At 41.4% G+C, this 19,618-nt stretch carries 12 protein-coding genes and 1 pseudogene; 3 read left to right on the top strand and 10 right to left on the bottom strand.

Translation table 11 applies throughout. The features are described 5' to 3' along the window. Positions 1-56 precede the first annotated feature (56 nt). Genes sov through F565_RS0106075 form a run of 3 tightly spaced genes read right to left on the bottom strand, consistent with a single transcriptional unit; the run spans position 57 to position 10,427 of the window. Positions 57-7,493 carry a T9SS outer membrane translocon Sov/SprA gene (gene sov, locus F565_RS0106065; protein WP_020212311.1) on the bottom strand — a complete coding sequence of 2,479 codons (7,437 nt, stop codon included), beginning with the start codon at positions 7,491-7,493 and terminating at the stop codon, positions 57-59. A gap of 3 nt (positions 7,494-7,496) precedes the next feature. Continuing rightward, positions 7,497-8,078, bottom strand: coding sequence for a Holliday junction branch migration protein RuvA (ruvA, locus tag F565_RS0106070; protein WP_026299910.1), 582 nt, complete (start codon positions 8,076-8,078; stop codon positions 7,497-7,499). Positions 8,079-8,135: 57 nt separating this feature from the next. After that, positions 8,136-10,427 (bottom strand): NADP-dependent malic enzyme, encoded by a 2,292-nt coding sequence (locus F565_RS0106075; RefSeq protein ID WP_020212313.1) that lies wholly within the window; start codon positions 10,425-10,427, stop codon positions 8,136-8,138. Between the two features lie 221 nt (positions 10,428-10,648). Between F565_RS0106075 and F565_RS0106085 the strand changes: the two genes are divergently transcribed. Then, a complete protein-coding gene (locus tag F565_RS0106085) occupies positions 10,649-12,424 on the top strand; it encodes a DUF885 domain-containing protein (protein WP_020212315.1) in 1,776 nt (591 codons plus the stop codon). Positions 12,425-12,477: 53 nt separating this feature from the next. On the opposite strand, the gene F565_RS0106090 is transcribed toward F565_RS0106085, so the two are convergent. Beyond that, positions 12,478-13,089: a zinc-ribbon domain-containing protein gene (locus tag F565_RS0106090; protein ID WP_020212316.1), complete on the bottom strand. Its 612-nt coding sequence runs from the start codon at positions 13,087-13,089 to the stop codon at positions 12,478-12,480. Positions 13,090-13,249: 160 nt separating this feature from the next. On the opposite strand from F565_RS0106090, the gene F565_RS0106095 reads away from it, so the two are divergent. After that, a complete protein-coding gene (locus tag F565_RS0106095) occupies positions 13,250-13,864 on the top strand; it encodes a WG repeat-containing protein (RefSeq protein WP_020212317.1) in 615 nt (204 codons plus the stop codon). Positions 13,865-13,869: 5 nt separating this feature from the next. On the opposite strand, the gene queG is transcribed toward F565_RS0106095, so the two are convergent. The 3 genes from queG to F565_RS0106110 all read right to left on the bottom strand — a co-directional run bounded on the left by queG (position 13,870) and on the right by F565_RS0106110 (position 16,492). Next, entirely contained in the window at positions 13,870-14,793 is a 924-nt protein-coding gene (gene queG, locus F565_RS0106100; RefSeq protein WP_020212318.1) for a tRNA epoxyqueuosine(34) reductase QueG, read from the bottom strand. 342 nt (positions 14,794-15,135) lie between these two features. Continuing rightward, a complete protein-coding gene (ruvB, locus tag F565_RS0106105) occupies positions 15,136-16,158 on the bottom strand; it encodes a Holliday junction branch migration DNA helicase RuvB (protein ID WP_020212319.1) in 1,023 nt (340 codons plus the stop codon). A gap of 31 nt (positions 16,159-16,189) precedes the next feature. After that, positions 16,190-16,492: a GNAT family N-acetyltransferase gene (locus tag F565_RS0106110; protein WP_020212320.1), complete on the bottom strand. Its 303-nt coding sequence runs from the start codon at positions 16,490-16,492 to the stop codon at positions 16,190-16,192. 364 nt (positions 16,493-16,856) lie between these two features. On the opposite strand from F565_RS0106110, the gene F565_RS0106115 reads away from it, so the two are divergent. Next, positions 16,857-18,284: an APC family permease gene (locus tag F565_RS0106115; protein WP_020212321.1), complete on the top strand. Its 1,428-nt coding sequence runs from the start codon at positions 16,857-16,859 to the stop codon at positions 18,282-18,284. Between the two features lie 527 nt (positions 18,285-18,811). Here the strand turns inward: F565_RS0106115 and F565_RS0106130 are convergent. The 3 genes and pseudogenes from F565_RS0106130 to F565_RS23385 form a co-directional block, all read right to left on the bottom strand. Further along, on the bottom strand, positions 18,812-19,207 hold the full coding sequence (locus tag F565_RS0106130; protein ID WP_020212324.1) for a hypothetical protein: 396 nt from the start codon (positions 19,205-19,207) through the stop codon (positions 18,812-18,814). A gap of 15 nt (positions 19,208-19,222) precedes the next feature. After that, complete coding sequence (locus F565_RS23190) at positions 19,223-19,408, bottom strand: hypothetical protein (RefSeq protein WP_081621318.1); 186 nt, start codon at positions 19,406-19,408, stop codon at positions 19,223-19,225. A gap of 9 nt (positions 19,409-19,417) precedes the next feature. Beyond that, positions 19,418-19,603 (bottom strand): annotated as a pseudogene (locus tag F565_RS23385) (AHH domain-containing protein); the annotation flags it as partial. Positions 19,604-19,618 lie beyond the last annotated feature (15 nt).

A 19,618-nucleotide genomic window follows, 5' to 3' on the forward strand; every position in this document is an offset into this window, starting at 1 on the left:
GTTTTGTTTAGGCAAATGTATGTTTTAAAAAAATAAATTTAAAATCTTTTTTTAGATTAATTTCCAAAATTGTACCTCAGTGTAAACCCTGCACGTATGGTGGTAATAGGGAACGCGGTAGATATTACAGCTTTAGAGAATGAATGGTCGTAATAAAATATAGCCGTAAGGTTCTTACTAAATGAATAATCGCCTGTTAACTTAAGCGTCCATATATCCTGGCCGCCGCCCAGCTGGTTGTTATCATAATCCAGGTAACGCACAATTGTCTGGTTTTTTCTCAACGTAAAGTCGGCCTTAAGGTTAATATCACTCTTAATAGTATTGGTAGGGTTATCTGCCAGTGTAGAGTTTATAATAACATCTTTAATACGGTAGCCCAGCCCTATTACATACTCGTTACCCTTAACCTCTGTAAGCAGGTTATTATCAAAACTTAAGTTAAGCGTACGGTCTTTACGTATCTCTGCGAGTATTTTAAGAGAGTTTTTCATCTCCATATCTACACGTATAAGCGGGTTAAACTGTTCTGCTAAGTTAACGTTAGATATAATGTTTTTAGGAATAAAGTTACCTGTATCATTATTATCCCTTCTATCCGGGGTATTTGCATTATAATCAAGATTAGAGCGGTAAGAGTTAATATTGTAAGAGGCCTGGTAACGGCTTTGCAACGAGAAACGCTTAAACCTGTCCTTAAAATATTTATAGCGCATTAAACCGGTGTACTTAATAAGCCAGTTAGGCAGCGGAGTATTGCGGAACATACCCGTACTTACATCTGCAGCATCCTGACCTGAATAAGCCGAAATGAATGATGGCAATAACACCACCTGGCTGTTTTTACCAAAACCTACAGGATATCCTGCATTTGCTGTAGCAAAAGCATCCGAGCCGGCTACATATCTTGGCACGGTAACTCCCGGCCCGTAATATTGCTCTGCCAGCCTGTTAGCTATAACAAGCCTGTTTTCCCTCATTTGGTCAAACGCTTCAGAACCATTTATGTCGCTCGTAGAAAATGCTGTTTTAATAAGTATAGTAGATACACTAAAGTTACCATAGTTGTAAGGAGAGCGCGGATTGTATAAACCTGTAGCATCTACGTCATACTGCTCTGATGCATTTTCAGATGATTGTTTTTCGGCATTAAGGTCTATCGTTAAGTCCGGGAATAAGTCTACTGTAGCTAAAAGGTTTAAACTTTTAGTGTTAACCGTTGTAAAACTTTGGTTAAAACTATCATAGTTTGTAAGATACCCTGCTTTGGCAGCTTCATAACGCACATCGGCCTGGCTACCCCACACAAATCCGAGGCTTGGTTTTGTAGTACCAAAGAAACCTATAGAAGGTAGGTAACCCGGTAATACGGTACCATTATTTTCTTCATAAGTTATCTGTATGTTCTTAACACTGGTAGCAATACCTAATAATCCATTTACAAATACATTGCCGGTAGCCTCCGGTTTAGGGGCAGCCGTAACTTTTTCTCCTGGTTTAGGGGCCGCCTTTGGCGCTGCATTTTTAGGGGCAACTTTTTTCTTAGGGCCAAGGCCTATGTATTTATAAAACAGGTCCATGCTAAGTGTAGCATTAAGTTTGTGCGAAGCCTTATTTTGTATGGTGTTACCCAGGTTGTAGGTAATCCCGTCATCTACAAACTCGGAAAACGCATCTGTAGCACGCAGCCAGTTGTAACTTGCCGTATATCTGTATGTTGATTTAACAAAGCTAAACATAGGCAGTTTGTTTAACGGCAAATCGTAGTTTACCACAAAGTTCTGGGTATGGTTGTTAGCCTCTCCCGTATTCCAGAAATCGTTAAACACCGTTGCCCCTTCTATAGGCCTGTCTGTCTCAGCATCTATATAGTTCCTTACAATATTACTGGTAGATACCTGGTAGTTAAGCGTAAGTGCTTTTGTAAGATTATAGTTAAAGCTGTACTGGTAATTAAAGAAATAATTTCTTCTGTACAACGGGCTTATTGCTATACCATCTACATCTACATTCCGGTACTGCTGCCTGTTGTATTGCCTGATTATATTAGAACTAAATGCTATATTAGACGGCAGATAATTAAAATTGAAATCGCTAAGCGCTTTCCAGTACTGGCTTTTTTTCATAAAAGCGGTGTTTTTAAACGGCTCTACCGGCTTGTTCTGAAATGCAAAATTATAATCGGCCGTAACCCTTACCTGCTGGTCCAGCATGTCCTCAATTTCATAATCATGATGCTGTGTTTGGTTAAACGAGTAACCAAGCGTAACATTTTCCGGGTCATAAACATGCTGTTTCTGTTCGGGAGCCCTGTCTTTTTTAACACCTATAAAGTTTATGCTCTTAGTTTTGGTATAATCTATAGCCCTGTTTTTAATATTATCTTTATCGGCCTGAGATGTTGTAATATCTATCAACTGGTCCAGCTTAACGTCCTGGTAAAAAGGATCATATTCTGGCGTAATTATCTGCTCACCCACACTGTAGTTAAACGGTATGTTTAAGTGCCACGATTTAGGCAAAAGCTTACCTGCACTAAGGTTAGTAATAAGGTTATACTGCTTGGTGTCTTCCCTGCTCCTCTCGTTAGGGCTTTGCTCTATGGTACCAAAGCCTATGGTACTTAAGTTACCTGTTGCGGACATTGTTAAAATATCAGCAAAATTAGTATCCATGGTTGCCACAGCCGCCACACCGCCTTTATTATCCATATCGCTAAGGCGAAGCTCATTAAACCATACTTCTCCCCTTACGTGCCTTGCTACATATTCGCCATTTTGGTTATGGTTCAGCGCAAGATAATCTGTGTTATTCTTAACACCCACCATTATGGTACGCACGTAACCAAAGTTAGGGTTACCCTTAATACCTATCCTCATTTCGCCCACACCTGCCGGCATCGATGGGTCAAGCTGGTTAGCCGTCATGTAATAAACACCATTAGCATCGGGTGCGCCTGCATTGCTTTGTAATACCAGTATTTTAAGCTTGGTAAGCATATCAAGTGTAACAAGCACCTCGTTATCGGCAGGCCAAACCCTGTCTTCGCTCGAATTATTAAAAGGCGAAAGTTCAAGGGGTTTTTCTATCTGGTAAAAGTTATCTGTAAAGTCGTTACCAAAACGCAGGAAACCTATCATTTCATAATCCTTAATATTAGGGTCCGGTATAGGGCGCGGATCTGTTGGGTTGCTTCCTTCTATAGATAAAGCTTCGGCATGTAAAAACATCCTTAACTTTTTATACTGGCGCATATCTACGTTTACATTTTTAAATACGGCACGGGAGTCGTTTGGCTCAAGGCCGGCATCAGTACTGTTAGATCCATTGGTAGCATATACCTTTAACGACAATGCCTGCTCATTTTGGTTTATTACAGCATTATTACTGTATAACTGCTCGCGCACCACACCCGGAGGCGACACATAGCGTATAGGCACCCTGTCTCCGTTTTCCTGCACGTTTAAAGATATTACATCAAAACCGGTAAGGTCGTTTGTATCGTCAGGGTCTGTATCTGTACCAATATCCATAGACTCGGTATACCTTCTCCATTCACTGCGCACTAAATCAAGCGCGCCTAAACGCAGGGTTACCTGTTTTTTAAAACCTGTCATTAATAACCTCATAAAACGTATAGAACGTAAATCGCTTATTTGGTTTATGCTTTCGCGTGTAGGTGCATCTATAGGCACTTTGTACAACAACCATCTTCCGGTAATGGTAGTACCATCACTGGCTTCTCTTCTAAAAGGCCTTTCGTCTACCACATAACCTACTCCTACAGCAGCACGCGGTGCAATAGGCACGCTAAACTTAAAGTAAGAATCTATGGTATTCATAGTGTTATCCTTATTGATGTCCTCAACATCCGGCAGGGTAGTAGAACCCCTGTTAGTATCGCCCACATCTACCGGCGAGTTGCCTTGGGTACCGTTATAATTTTTATATCGGTTTACAACACTACCATTTGCTGCCAGGAAAAACTGGTAGTTATCTCCTGCAGGGTCTTCGTAGCCCCCAAAAGCAGGGTTTGCATCTCTCTCTTCAACATCGTTTAAACCATCAAAACCTACATCCTGAAGCGCACGGTTAGCCCTATCGGTATCAAAAGCATAAATAAGCGATTGCGATACCGGCACTTTACCAAATACCGATGGAAAAACGGTGGCGCTGCCATCTGTACCAGGAAGCCCGTTTTCATATTGTTTTCTGTTATCTTTAAGGATATCTTCAGACATTTCACCCAGGTGAATCTCAAAAGTACCCGTATTGTCATCTGATGTTATAGCATCTCCGGCAGTGGCACCTTCACTTTGATAAGGGTCCATCATCCAGAACTGTATGTACTCTACATTAGTTTGTTCAAAGTTTGTTGATGTTATAGAGCGCATAATAGCACCCCAGTTATTTACCGCGTCGGTTTCGGTAAAACCATTGGTAGGTGCAGCAATAGGGTTAAAGTTGTAAGGCCCCCTTTCCTGAGGGAAATAACTAAGATCGAGCGTAGTTACTACGTTTGTAGACCCCGGAACCACATCGGTTGCAGGATAAAGCTCTTCATAATAAATACGCCTGTTCTCATTTTGAGAAACATCCCTGTCAGAAAGGCCTGTAGGCCTCTGGCTACTGCCATAAAAAACGGGATCTATACTATACCAGGCAAGTTTTGCCCTGTGGTTGTTTGTAGCCGGGTCGTTTATGGCCGGCTCTACACCCCCTATTATAGGCACACTCGATAACGACCAGCCCGAAGCACCTCGCATATCTATAGTACTTTGAGAACCCTCAAAGTCGTCTACATAGGTTGTAGCCTCACCGCCAAACTGGTCTGCCTTAGAGGCTCCCGGTTTTAGCATTGCCACCTCTCCCCTAAATGAGAAGTTAGAAGGCACATCAGTATCTACAAAAGGCAGCTTGTTTACTAACCTTGTAAAGAAAGGCACCTCTGTACTGTATGTGGTATTAAGGCCAAAAATAGTATTGTTTACAGACTCCTGCCCGTAGTTGGTTTTGCTTGTAAATGGCCTTTCGGACATGTTTAATAATGTAGCACCTACTAAAAACTTATCAGTAAATTTATGTTCTACATTAACCCCTGCAAAACGCCTTGTTTGTTGTCCAAATGTGGCATTATTTTCTACAGATACTTCAATAGGCGTATTAGATGCCTGCAAAGACGTATCTAATATCTGCACGGTACCTATTTGATAGTTTACCGTATAGTCCTGCCCCTCTACTAAGGTACGGCCTCCGGCTGTAACTACTACAGACCCTTGCGGCACGTTAAATGCCCCAAGAGATATACCATTGCCACCGGTAGATTTAAAGCGCCCTCTTAACTGAAACTTATTTTTCTGGCTTTGCTGCTGTGCCGCTGCCTGCGTGCTCTTATAAAGCTCGCGGTATACATATTTTTTCTGGTTGGAGTTATACGCCTGGATGTCTGCAGCAAGATTACTGTTATAATCAGGATTTGGTGTAGGGTTATTTGTTCCCAGTTTATCATACAGGTATTCTCCAAAGGGCTCTACGCTTGTAAATATAATTCGCCCATTTTGTGTATCAACTGTAAGGCCACTCTGAAAATCGAAGAAACCGTCTCCGCCCGTTTGAGGGTCACCCGCATAAGTTAACCTGTCTAAGTTAAACACCCTTAGTAAAGGTGTATCTGCAACTTCTGCCTGGTTGCCGGTACCGTTAGGTAATGGCAATCCACCATCTACCGGAGGTATCGCAGGGTTTATATAATTTAATGGCGAAGGGTCTGTGTAAAGGATGTTAAAACGGAAATCTTCCTGAGATAACTGGTATGCATTTGGTATCTGGTAGATGTTTTTCATCATCAAATCCCAAACAGGAGTATCTACCTTTATAAGGTTACTCTTAAGCATTTTTAATATAAGGCTCTGCGTAACCACATTAGTTACCTGATTGTCAGTATTGGTTTCGGGGGTTGTTGCTGCAACACCATCGGTACCAAACTCTCCTACCTGATATACATCTGCCCCTACCGTATATTGGTAAGCAACGGCAAGAACCTCGTCGTTATTAAGCTTTTGGTTTAACGATATGTACCCCAACTGCGGATGATAAGTATACTCACTGCTTGTAAGCTTACGTGCATTTTCCAGTTTAGAGTAATCCCTGCCCTCGCTGGCAGAAAGCGGTGCCCTAAAGCTGCCTGCGCTGGTAGTAACAATTTCTCTTATCGAATTTTCTAATAAACTTGTCCCTGTACCAACTACTTCGGGGTTAAGCTTATTGTTGCCATTATCCGGGTAGCTGTCCGTCGGTACATTATAAAATATATCGCCGGCACTGTTAAAACCTACTGCCTCGTTACTAATATCTGCACCCTCCGGCACACCCGGCGTAGGGCTTACTTTAGTTAATCGCGACTCACCTAAATCCTGTAGTGCTATAATATTTCTCGAATTATTTTCGGCAGGATTAATACGGTTTTGCTTGTTAGTAACCCAAACCTCTATACGCGTAATTTGTACACGGCTGTCTATTTGCGGATAAACAATCAATGCTTTATCATAACGATTACGGAAATATTGCGACAGGAAGTAGTGCCTGTCTGCATCATACTCGTTTGCAAAAAGGGCAAAATCCTGCACGGTACCACCACCCTGTGCCGTTACTGTTTTGGTTTGCGATTTTTGCTCTGAATAAATACCAGTTATTGTAGTTTTACCAAACTGGAACTGCGCCTTTACACCAAAAAGGCTCTGCGCACCCCTAACAAGCGAGTTAGACAGTGGGAAACTTACATTACCTATTTCTATCTTCTGGATGATATCATCCTCTGTAGGGGTATATTCAAGCTTAATAAGATTCTGGAAAGCAAAGGTAGACTCTGTATCATAATTTGCATTAACAGCAAGCCTTGTACCCACTTTTCCCTGGAGGCTCATACTTATACGCTGGTCGAAATCGAAGGTAAAAGTCTTCCTGTTACGAGGCGATATTGCCGGGTTATCCTGTTTTGTGTAACGTACACCAAGATCCATCTCTACAGATCCCTGCGGCTTAACATCTATGGTGTTACTACCAAATATTGTCTCGAAAAAACTGGAATTTACATAGTAGCGCGGCAAAAGGTCTTTTTGCTGTTTCTCTGTACCCTTACCATCTATAGCCTTAGATTTTTGCTTATAATAATCACGCATAGATTCGCGAAGCACAAGCTCCTCAAACTGCTCGGGCGTTAGTATTATAGGATAGGTAATATTAAAACCCTCCATCTTATTGGTATAAATATACCTGTTGGTTACAGGGTCATACGTGTATGCCGCTATAATGCTGTTGGGGTTGTTAAGTTCTATCTTACCACTATTATAGCCTTTTATGGTGTCGCGGGACGCCTCATTATCTTCATCCTCTTCAACAACCTGGGCCTGGGCCAAAACGCTGATGAACAAAAATAATAATGAAAAGCTATATTTTAGTTTTGTATAAAATTCTTTAGAGTACTCTGTTTTCAAGGACTATAAATTTTTTAATGCTTGTTTTATAATTGCTTCTACGGTGGCTGCGGGGGTCTCTTTAACAATTTTTTCGACAGCTTTTTCTGCCAACTTCTTGTTAAAGCCTAAGACCTCCAAGGCAGATAACGCCTCTTCTCTGTTTGTATTGTAACCCGAAATAGAAACTTCGTCTAAATCGTATAGTTTTAACACTTTATCCTTTAAGTCCAGTATAATACGTTGCGCTGTTTTTGTACCAATGCCTTTTATAGATTGTATGGTAACTACATTGCCGGAACCTATAGCCTGTATAACCTCTTTAGGCTCTAAGGACGAAAGCATGGTCCTGGCAATGCTTGCCCCAACCCCTGATACCGACAGTAATAGTTTAAAAAGTTCCCTTTCGGCCTTCTCCACAAAACCAAAAAGCGTGTGGGCATCTTCTTTTATCTGCAAAAAAGTATACAGTTTTATCTTTTCCGAATCCGGCAGGAGCGAATACGTGTGCAATGAAATATTAACGTGGTAGCCCACGCCATGGCAGTCTATTACCACTTCGGTAGGCGTTTTTTCTACCATTCTCCCCTCAAGATGTGCTATCATAGATATTTTTTAAACCGTACCAAAAATAACAAATTTATGTTACCCCACACCAATGTGCTATTTTTTAGGCATTTTAAGGCGCTTTTCTTTTTCCTGTGCATCTACAACAGCTACGGCCGCCATGTTTACCATCTCTTCTACACTGGCGCCAAATTGTACTATGTGCACCGGCTTGTCCATACCCATCATGATGGGGCCTATAGATACTACCCTGTCAAGCTCCTTTAGCAGTTTATAAGTAATATTAGCCGACTCAAGGTTAGGGAATATAAGTGTATTTACTTTTTTACCGGCAAGTTTAGAGAACGGAAATTTATTTTGGTGCATTTCCTGGTTAAGCGCAAAGTCGGCTTGTATCTCTCCATCTACAAGAAGGTCTGGGTGGCTTTTATGCAATATAGATACTGCCTGGCGCACCTTTACGGCGCTTGGCTCTGTAGAGGAGCCAAAGTTAGAGAACGATACCATGGCAATAACAGGCTCTATGCCAAACAGCCTTGCGGTACGTGCGGTAAGTATGGCAATATTTGCCAGTTCTTCGGCTGTAGGGTTAGGATTTATAGCAGTGTCCGATAAAAATACCGGGCCGCGCTTGGTAAGCATCATGTTAGTGGTAGCCACACGGCTCACACCCTCTGCCCTGTTAATCAACTGTAAAATAGGCTTTACAGATGATGGGTAGCTTCGCGAATAACCGGTTATCATAGCATCGGCATGGCCCATATTTACCATCATTGCGGCAAAATAGTTACGCTGGCGCATCCATTTTTGTGCATCGAGGTAGTTTATGCCCCTGCGCTGCCTTGATTGCCAAAACACCTGTGCATACTGGTTAAGCCTGTCGTTTTCAAGATCGGTCTTAGGGTCTACAATAAGCACATCATTATCAAAACCTATTTCTTCTTTAAGCTCTATAATAGTTTCGCGGTTACCTAAAAGTATAGGCTCGCCTATGCCCTCTTCCATAACAATTTGTGCAGCCTTAAGCACATCAAGCTGGTCGGCTTCCGCAAAAACAATACGTTTAGGGTCGGTCTTGGCGCGGTTGGTAAGCAGGCGCACCATTTTATTATCGTTACCCAAACGCTCTAATAGTTCTTCGCCATATTTATCCCAGTCGGTAATAGGCTTTTGTGCCACACCGCTCTCCATAGCGGCACGTGCCACAGCAGGAGCCACTACGGCAATAAGCCTTGGGTCGAATGGTTTAGGGATAATATAATCGCGGCCAAAGTTAAGTTTGGTTTCGCCATAAGCTATATTAACCTGCTCCGGCACACTTGCTTTTGCAAGTTCTGCAAGGGCGTGTACGGCAGCCATTTTCATAGCCTCGTTTATTTTTGTAGCCCTTACATCCAGCGCTCCCCTAAAAATATATGGGAAGCCGAGTACGTTATTAACCTGGTTAGGATGGTCGCTACGGCCAGTAGCCATAATAACATCTTTACGGGTAGCTATGGCAAGGTTGTAATCAATTTCGGGTATTGGGTTAGCCATGGCAAAAACAATAGGGTCTGGCGCCATGGTAAGCAGCATCTCTGCAGTAAGCACATTACCTACAGAAAGGCCAAGGAACATATCGGCATTTTTAACAGCTTCTGCAAGCGGTTTTTGTTCGCCATCCTGTGCATATTTTAAGTGCATAGGCAACAGGTTTACCCTGCTCTTTACGATCATGCCGTCAATATCAAACATGGTAATATTCTCTGCCTTAACCCCAAGTAGCAGGTACAGGGCCGCACATGAAAGTGCTGCAGAACCCGCTCCTGATATTACTATTTTAAGGTCTCCGAGTTTTTTACCGGCAAGGTCGGCTGCATTTATAAGGGCTGCCGATGAAATGATGGCCGTACCGTGCTGGTCATCATGCATTACAGGGATATTAAGCTCTTCTACCAGCCTTCTTTCAATCTCGAAAGATTCCGGTGCCTTAATATCCTCCAGGTTAATACCACCAAAGGTTGGGGCTATATTTTTAACCGTTTCTATAAACTTATCTACATCTTTAGTATCTACCTCAATATCAAAAACATCAATATCGGCAAATATTTTAAACAAAAGGCCTTTGCCCTCCATAACCGGTTTAGAAGCCTCCGGGCCTATATCGCCCAGGCCAAGAACGGCAGTACCGTTACTTATTACAGCTACAAGGTTACCTTTTGCGGTGTATTTATATACGTTAGTTACATCTTTTGCAATTTCCAGGCAGGGCTCTGCAACACCGGGCGAATAAGCCAGGGAAAGGTCTCTTTGGGTTGCATAAGGTTTAGTGGGTACTACCTGAATTTTTCCGGGGTGGGGCTTTGCGTGGTATAGCAAGGCTTCCCTTCTTTTGCTGTATTGGTTCATTCGTTTTCGCTATTGTTATAGAACTCGCAAAGGTAAGCGTCTCGTTTTAAATGGGAAATTTTTAACGCTATTCTTTTTTACAGTCCATAATGATAGCAACGTAAAACATAAACTTATTTATTTGCCAAAATGCCTTTGCTTTTGTTAGTGCATCTGTGATTTTAATACGAATATCCGGCACAACTATAAAAAATGTATATTTGATACTTAAACCAGACAACATGAAAAAATTAGTTTATATTTTTATCATTGCCGCCTTAGGTACAGTATCCTGCACCCGCAAAGAGCCCGTTACTGCACCTAACGCAAAGCTTGGGGCCCTGTTAGAAAAATACCACCAGGAAAATTTAAAGCTGTTCCCCTTTAGCGCTACCATGGCGGGAGATGACCGCTATAATAATATTTTTGCTAACGGCCTTGAAGAAAAATACATTCAGGAACAAAAAGATTTCTTTACCAAATACAAAAAAGAAATTGCAGCTTATAAAGATGAGGAGCTTAATGCAAACGACCTTATAAGCAAACAGGTACTGGAATTTGAATGCGACAAAAACTTAGGCCAACTCGAATTTAGGGAAGACCTGATGCCGCTTAACCAGTTTTCGAGTGTGCCGCTTGTTATTGCCCAACAGGCAAGTGGTACAAGTGCGCAGCCTTTTAAAACAGTTAAAGATTATAACAACTGGCTGGAGCGCCTTGAGGGTTTTAACAAATGGCTGCAAATGGCAATCCTTAAAATGAAAGAAGGTATATCTAAAGGGTATGTACTGCCAAAGTCTTTAACGCTAAAGGTTATTCCTCAAATAAAATCGATGACTACTGCCGATGTAAAAAGCCATTTATTTTACAGCCCCATAAAAAACTTTCCTGCCTCGTTTACCGATGCCGAAAAGAAAGACCTTACCGATAAATACACCAAAATTATTGGCGAAAAACTTATTCCGTCATTCAAAAATCTTTATAATTATGTTAGTACCGATTATCTTGCTGCCAGTAGGGCTACAAGTGGGATATCATCTATTACCGATGGTGCTAAATATTACGATTTGCTTATAAAAAGCTACACTACAACCGAAATGAAAGCCGACGAAATTCATAATCTTGGGCTTAAAGAAGTAGCACGCATTACCACCGAAATGGAAAAGGTAAAAACTCAGGTAGGCTTTAAAGGCACTCTAAAAGAATTTTTTAATTATGTGCGCAACAAAAAAGAACTTATGCCTTTTACTGAGCCGCAGCAGGTTATAGATAATTATAATGCCATCTATAAAAAAATGCAGCCTAACCTGGATAAGCTTTTTGGCATTAAGCCGAAATCCGGTTTTGAGGTACGGAGGACCGAAGCGTTTAGGGAAGCAAGTGCCAGTGCCGAGTACAACCAACCGTCGCTGGACGGTAGCCGCCCGGGTATTTTTTACGTTCCGCTGCCCGATGTTACCAAGTATAATGTGTATGATAATGAAGACTTATTTTTGCACGAAGCCATTCCCGGCCACCACTACCAGGTATCGTTGCAACAGGAAAATAATGCATTACCCTCTTTCCGCAAAACAATTTGGTTTAATGCTTATGGCGAAGGCTGGGCGTTGTACACGGAATCGTTAGGTAAAGAACTTGGTTTGTATACCGACCCATACCAATATTTTGGGATGCTTAGTGCCGAGATGCACCGCGCCATACGGCTTGTGGTTGACACCGGACTGCATACTAAAAACTGGACCCGTGAGCAGGCCATACAATATTCTCTTGACCATGAAGCCGAAAGCGAAGAGAGCATTGTTGCCGAAGTAGAGCGTTATATGGCAATACCGGGCCAGGCATTGTCTTATAAAATTGGGCAGCTTAAAATCAGAGAGCTTCGTGCAAAAGCAGAAGCAGCACTGGGAGATAAATTCAGCATAAAAGAATTCCACAACCAGGTGCTTGATGCAGGGTGCCTGCCGCTAAAAGTTTTAGAAACTAAAATTGATGCATGGATAGCAGCAAGTAAAAAATAAAAAATAAAGCCCTGCATGATAAATGCGGGGCTTGTTGTTATTGATAAACTGTATTACTCTTCTTCATTGGTGGTTACATTACGTATCACACCAGAGTCATACCAATCTTTAATTTGCTTTTTAGGCACAGCATGGGCATCGCTCCTAAACGGTTTTTCATGCAGGCCACTAAATCCGGAATAATCGTCGGCAATAAATTGGTTTTCTACAAGGTAAACACTATCACCTTTTACAGCAGTAACTTTTAGCAGGGTAAATACTTTATCTTCCAGCTTTACGTCATATATATGCCCCGCTACCGGTGTAAGTACAAGACGCGCAGTTTTGCGGCTTTCTTCAATACCTGTGTTAATAGCTAAGCCTAAAATTGCTGCTATAATAGCTAACCCACTATACATCCACCACGATGGTAATTTTTTGATTTCCTTGTAACTTTGTTTCAGGCTTTCTGTAAAGACCGTTTTATCGTATACTGCATTACAATTATGGCAATTGGCTGCTGCCTCTTTTCCGTTAGGCATAAATGGCACAAAAAATAACGTTGCATATTTTTGATACACGACCATTCTCATTGTCCAAATGCTATTACACTTAGGGCATTGCGCATCTACTATAGTATCGGCTACAAGGCGCTTTTTTAATTGTATCAATAAACTTACTACCATATATTTTATTTAATAGCCGGCAAAAGTATACATTCTTATAAAATATAAATAAGCACAAATAATATTTAACACTGCCTATTAGTTAGCTGGATAATTATATTTTATGCATTTTGCTTGTGTACAAATCAAATTATTTAAATTTGAATAAACCCATACACTCATGAAACACCTTATATGCCTTCTGATTTTTCTAAGTTTTATAAATGCTTCGGCACAGGAAAAATTTAAAATAAAAGAGGTAGAGGGTAAAGATTATAAATCTGCTTATTACATTGTAAACGAAAAAGGAAAAGCAGTAAAGCAGTTAGATTCCACAAAATATTTAATGTGTTTTACACAAGAGAAATATGGCTACTTTGCTGTTTTTCTAATTAAAGGTAATAGTGGCTGGTGTGCCGTAGATATAAACGAAAAAGTTTTATTCAACGTTTATAACACGAGTTATGGGGAGCCGTCGCCAGATGAATTAAGGGAAAACAAAATAAGGATAGTTGACGAAAATGAAAAATTAGGCTTTGCAGACCATAAAGGAAATATTATTATTAAGCCGCAGTTTGAAATTGTAACGTCTTTCTATAATGGTAAAGCAATAATAGGTGAGAAATGCAGCAAAATACCCTGGGGCCCACATGAAGAAGAAGGAGGATGCCACCATTATACTATTGATTGCACAAGAGCCGGATATATTAATACAAAAGGGAGTATTATTGAAATCGGAGATTTTACTTTTGAAGAAATGGCAAAGAAAATAAAGTGGAAATCAGAGTATGAGTAATCTCACTACTTCAAAAAATCTATATTCCTTGTCAGTCCCGCAAACTTGGTACGCTTTACCGCCGAGTTTTTAAAGACTGCCCTAAAGGTATCTTCGGTAATTTCTTCCCAGTCTTTTTTGGTTAGCGATAGTAAATCAGGATGCGGGTTAAAGAGGGGTTCGCGGTGCGGTTTAGAGAAGCGGTTCCACGGGCAAACGTCCTGGCACACGTCGCAGCCAAAAGCCCAGTCATTAAAACTGCCTTTCATACTTTCGGGGATGTTTTCTTTTAGCTCTATAGTAAAATACGATATGCATTTGCTGCCGTCTACCACATAAGGCGCAATAATAGCCTCTGTAGGGCAGGCATCAAGGCAGGCGGTGCAGGAGCCGCAATGGTCGGTTACGGCATGGTCGTATTCCAGGTCGAGGTCTATAACCAGCTCTGCAATAAAAAAGAAGGAACCCACCTGTTTGCTCAGGAGGTTGCTGTTCTTGCCTATCCACCCAAGTCCGCTTTTTGCCGCCCAGGCCTTATCGAGCATGGGTGCCGAATCTACAAAAGCCCTGCCCCCCACTTCACCTACGCTTTCCTGAATAGAGTGCAGCAGTTCCTTAAGCTTTTCTTTAATTACAAAATGGTAATCCTGCCCGTAGGCATATTTAGATATTTTATAAGTGTCTTCGGGTTGTTTTTCTTTGGGATAGTAATTTAGCAGTAGCGATACCACGCTTTTGGCACCATCTACCAGTAAGGTTGGGTCCAGGCGCTTATCAAAATGATTCTCCATGTACTGCATCTGGCCGTGGCGGTTTTCATTCAGCCATTTTTCCAGTCTGGGCGCTTCCTCCTCAAGAAAACCAGCCTTGGATATACCGCAAGACATAAAGCCGAGGCGCTTCGCTTCGGCTTTAATGAATTGAGAATATTTTTGTTTGTTGTTTATCATTTCGGCATCACCACTACTTCCATTAAAGCACCTTAACTAATACTCTTTTTACCACAAAGGGCATTAAGTTTTTCACAAAGTGCACTAAGTAATTCTCATTGATCAGTATACAAAGACAACAATACCGATAAATCGGCATTAAGGGGCACAAGGTTTTATTGCACAGTTACCTGAAGTAGTTTACCATTTGACTCAACTCTGCTTACTTGTTTATGATGTCGTCGCTACAAGTAACAAAGCAATCTAAATGTGAGATTGCTTCGTGTCCCGCAATGCCAATGCCCCTCGAAATTCGTCACGTGAAGTTCAATCTGAAATCAAAAATCTGAATTCTGAAATTTCTTAAAAAAGGCCCCCCTGTATTCCCGGTTTTATCTTACCAAGATGCTTATAGGCTTTCTCGGTTACTTCGCGTCCTCGAGGTGTACGCATTATAAACCCCTCCTGTATAAGGAACGGTTCATACACTTCTTCTATGGTCTCGCTGCTTTCTGACACGGCTGTTGCTAATGTAGAAAGTCCTACCGGACCGCCTTTAAATTTATCTATAATGGTTGTAAGTATTTTATTGTCCATTTCGTCGAGGCCGTGAGCATCTACGTTTAAAGCACGTAGCGAATAACGGGCAATCTCGATATCTATTTTTCCGTTGCCTTTTATCTGAGCAAAGTCGCGCACGCGGCGCAGTAATGCATTGGCAATACGTGGTGTACCACGGCTGCGGCCTGCTATTTCTATTGCGGCTTCCATGCTTATGGGCATGTTGATGATCATGGCACTACGCTGCACAATGGTTGTAAGCAACTCTGTAGTGTAATATTGTAAACGGCTTGATATCCCGAAACGGGCACGCATGGGCGCTGTTAAAAGTCCCGAACGTGTCGTAGCACCTACCAGTGTAAACGGACTAAGCCCTATTTGTACCGATCGTGCATTAGGACCGCTCTCTATCATGATATCAATCCTGAAATCCTCCATAGCCGAATATAAATACTCTTCTACAATAGGGCTAAGGCGGTGAATTTCGTCTATAAAAAGTATATCGCGCTCGTCAAGGTTGGTAAGCAAACCGGCAAGGTCGCCGGGTTTATCCAGCACGGGGCCCGATGTTATTTTAATGCCTACGCCAAGCTCGTTAGCCAATATGTTAGCCAGCGTGGTTTTCCCTAATCCCGGTGGCCCGTGAAAAAGGGTATGGTCCAGCGCTTCGTTACGCATGTTAGCCGCCTGTACAAAGACTAATAAATTTTCGAGCACCTGGTCCTGCCCGGTAAAATCGTCAAAGGAGAGCGGCCTGAGTTTTTTCTCCAGGTCGATCTCCTCCGGGTTAAAATTTTTATTGGTAGGGTCTAAATTCTCGTTCATGCCGCAAAGATAATTCAATTTGGGTTAAACCCTACATCCGGTAGCCGTCAGATAAAATTTCGTTCCACTCCGGGTGGTCGTTTACATAATTAGCTACAAAAGAGCATGACGGCACTACCGTTAACCCATTATCTTTAGCACATTGCAGGCTTTGTTTTACAAGATCGGCAGCAATGCCCTGCCCGCGCAATGCCTCCGGAGTTTCGGTATGTGTAAGGTATATTTTTTCGCCTTCACGGATAAATTCTAAAAAGGCAGTACCACCTTTTGTGTGTAGCTCAAACTGGTTTTCGTCTTCGTTTACTTTAAAGGTAGTGGTGTTGCTGTTTTTCATGGTTTGATTTTTAATAAAGGTAAAATTATTTAGATAATGAGACTATTAAATTTACCACAAAGGTCACAATGATATTTCACTGAGTTCATTAAGCTGAATAGTACAAATGCTTGCTTAAGCAAGCGGGACACGAGGCTGCACGCACAAGAGCTTTCTAAGAAATGAATGACTCAATAGCCCTGACGTAGCCGGTATCCTGCCGACCGCAGGGAGGCAGATAAAGGCGATGGCAGGAACTACGATCGCTAAAATGCGCCTGCCTTTCGCTCCATAAAGTTTACAGACCTTTCCAGTCAGGCAATTATATGATGATATGTTAACTAACTGCTTTTTTTAAATATCTTTAGCGAAACAAACCAAAGTTATGACAGAAAACGAACACGAAGATAAACATTTAAAGCGCGAACTTGGCCTGCTGGACGGTACCATGCTGGTAGTGGGCTCCATGATAGGGTCGGGTATATTTATAGTTAGTGCCGGTATTATGCAGCAGGTGGGCAGTGCGGGCTGGCTTACACTTATATGGGTCATTTCCGGTCTTATGACCATGATCGCTGCCGTGAGTTATGGCGAGCTTAGCGCTATGTTCCCTAAAGCGGGCGGCCAGTATGTGTACCTTAAAGAAGCATATAACGAACTTGTTGGGTTTTTATACGGATGGAGCTTTTTTGCCGTAATACAAACTGGAACCATTGCCGCTGTGGGTGTGGCCTTTGCTAAATTTGCAGCGTACCTGTACCCTCCTGTAAGTGACCAGAATATTTTATATGAGATAGGCAGTTTTAAACTGAATGCCGCGCAATTGGTATCTATAGCCATTATTATTCTGCTCACGTACATCAACAGCCGCGGGGTTAAGAATGGTAAATATATCCAGACTATTTTTACCGTTGCCAAAATAGCATCGCTGTTCGGGCTTATAATTTTCGGGTTTATCCTCGCTGCTAAAGCCGAAGTTTGGGATGCCAACTGGGCAGATGCATGGACGGCAAAATCGTTTAGTAAAGACACCGGCTCGTGGACGGTTATTGGCGGGAGCATGTTATTCTCGGCAGTGGCAGCCTCTATGGTGGGTTCGTTATTTAGTAGCGATGCCTGGAATGGCGTTACGTTTATATCGGGGGAGATAAAAAGGCCGGAGCGCAACGTAGGGCTTAGCCTGTTTTTTGGAACACTGATCGTGACTATAATTTACATATCGGCCAACCTTATGTATGTTGCCGTAATGCCGCTTGATGCTATTGCCTTTGCCCCAAGCGAACGCGTGGCGGTGGAAGCTTCGCAATATATTTTTGGCACTACCGGAACGTATATTATTGCCATCATGATCATGGTTTCTACCTTTGGGTGCAATAACGGACTGATACTTGCCGGTGCCCGTGTGTATTATACTATGGCTAAAGACGGGCTTTTCTTTAAGAAAGCAGCTTCCTTAAACAAGGCAAGCGTACCGGGTTGGGGGTTGTGGTTTCAGTGTATTTGGGCTTCGGCGTTGTGCCTTACGGGTAAGTATGGCGACCTGCTGGACTATGTGATGATCATTGTAGTGATATTTTATATCCTGACCATTTTTGGCATCTTTATTTTGAGAAGAAAAATGCCCGATGCCCCAAGGCCCTACAAAGCTTTTGGTTATCCTGTACTACCTTTAATCTATATTATACTGGCAACGGCTTTTTGTGTTGCTTTACTAAAAGACAAAACCGACACCTGCGGATGGGGCGTGCTCATTATGCTTGCCGGGATACCGGTTTATTATTTGAGTAAAAGGAATGCGAAAATAAGAGGTTAAAAAATAATTTTAAACATATTTTAAAATGGGTTAGCAAGGCTTAACTATAAACAACAATCTCCCCCGGAAACGGGGGGAGATTGTTGTTTTATATAATGCCGTTTACTATCTTTATACCTGGCACTTAGCCTATACCTATGAATAATAACCTACCAAATTTAAACGGTTTCCCTACGGATAACCTACCATCTACCCAGCTCAAATACGATATTGTGGCCAGCAAGTTTATGACTGGCATACACAACCACAACATACGCAACGCACAAGTATCCTAGTAATGACCTTGGGTTAATTGGAGCTGTGTTAATAGGACTAGTGGCTTTGGCTATGATGCTTGTAGCAGGTATATACTGGTTAAAAAACCTTCCGTTAGGAGTGCCAGCACCATTTAACATATTTAAATATTTTATCAACAACTAATTACAGGCAACAATCTCTCTTGGAGTCACAGAGTGACCGATTGCCTTTAGTTAAAAATCTACATTAAAGTAGATTGATTTTGTATAAAACTCATACTTGATTAACATTTACTCTTCGACTAATGCTACTTTCCAAACCCCATTTTTAAAAGATAGAAATATTCTAGTTTCATATATAGTATTATCTGGATAAGTTACCCTCTCGTCTACTACATAAATATTATCTTTAAATCTCTGCAGGTTAAAAATTTCACTCTTCAAGTTTTTAAAATTTGGAAAACCATTTTCTTGCAAAGTTAAAACTAAACTGCTTTCTAATGCTTTAGCCGTTTCTTCAATAAGTTCAATATTCTCTAAATTATATGCTTCTACTGTCTGTTCGAGAATAAATTTCGCTTCCTCTATAAAATCTTTGCAAAGAATTATCGCATTAATATCTTCATTGCTGTAAGCCTTTTCTAAAGATGCAACAGCTTCTTCAGGAGTATCATAAGTATATTTCATAATAAATAAGTAGTATTATATAAAGTTTCCAGGCTCTTTCTTTTTAGGTTCAACATTACGTGGGAGTTCAGGCTTCGGAACACCAGTGCTTTCTATGACAGTATTGGATTTAAAAATATCATTAATTTTTGTATCAGGATTATTTTTAATTACCTCTTTAATTTCCAACACATTAGCTCTTACAAATTCAAGAGGTTTCAAACCTTCACTTTGTGCTGCATCTAACTTGTCTTTTAAGGCATTATTGTACTTAGGATGAGGCCCATGCGTACCTTCACCAGTTGATTTTTTAAATTTAGGAACAGGTATTTTATTTTCCGCGCCATCATAATTAAATCCTTCATCTCTGGCAGCTTTAACAACCTCATGATTTCTTAATGCTCTTGGCCAAACATGATGAACCTCTGATTC

The sequence above is a fragment of the Flavobacterium rivuli WB 3.3-2 = DSM 21788 genome (assembly GCF_000378485.1).
GTDB classification, from domain to species: domain Bacteria; phylum Bacteroidota; class Bacteroidia; order Flavobacteriales; family Flavobacteriaceae; genus Flavobacterium; species Flavobacterium rivuli.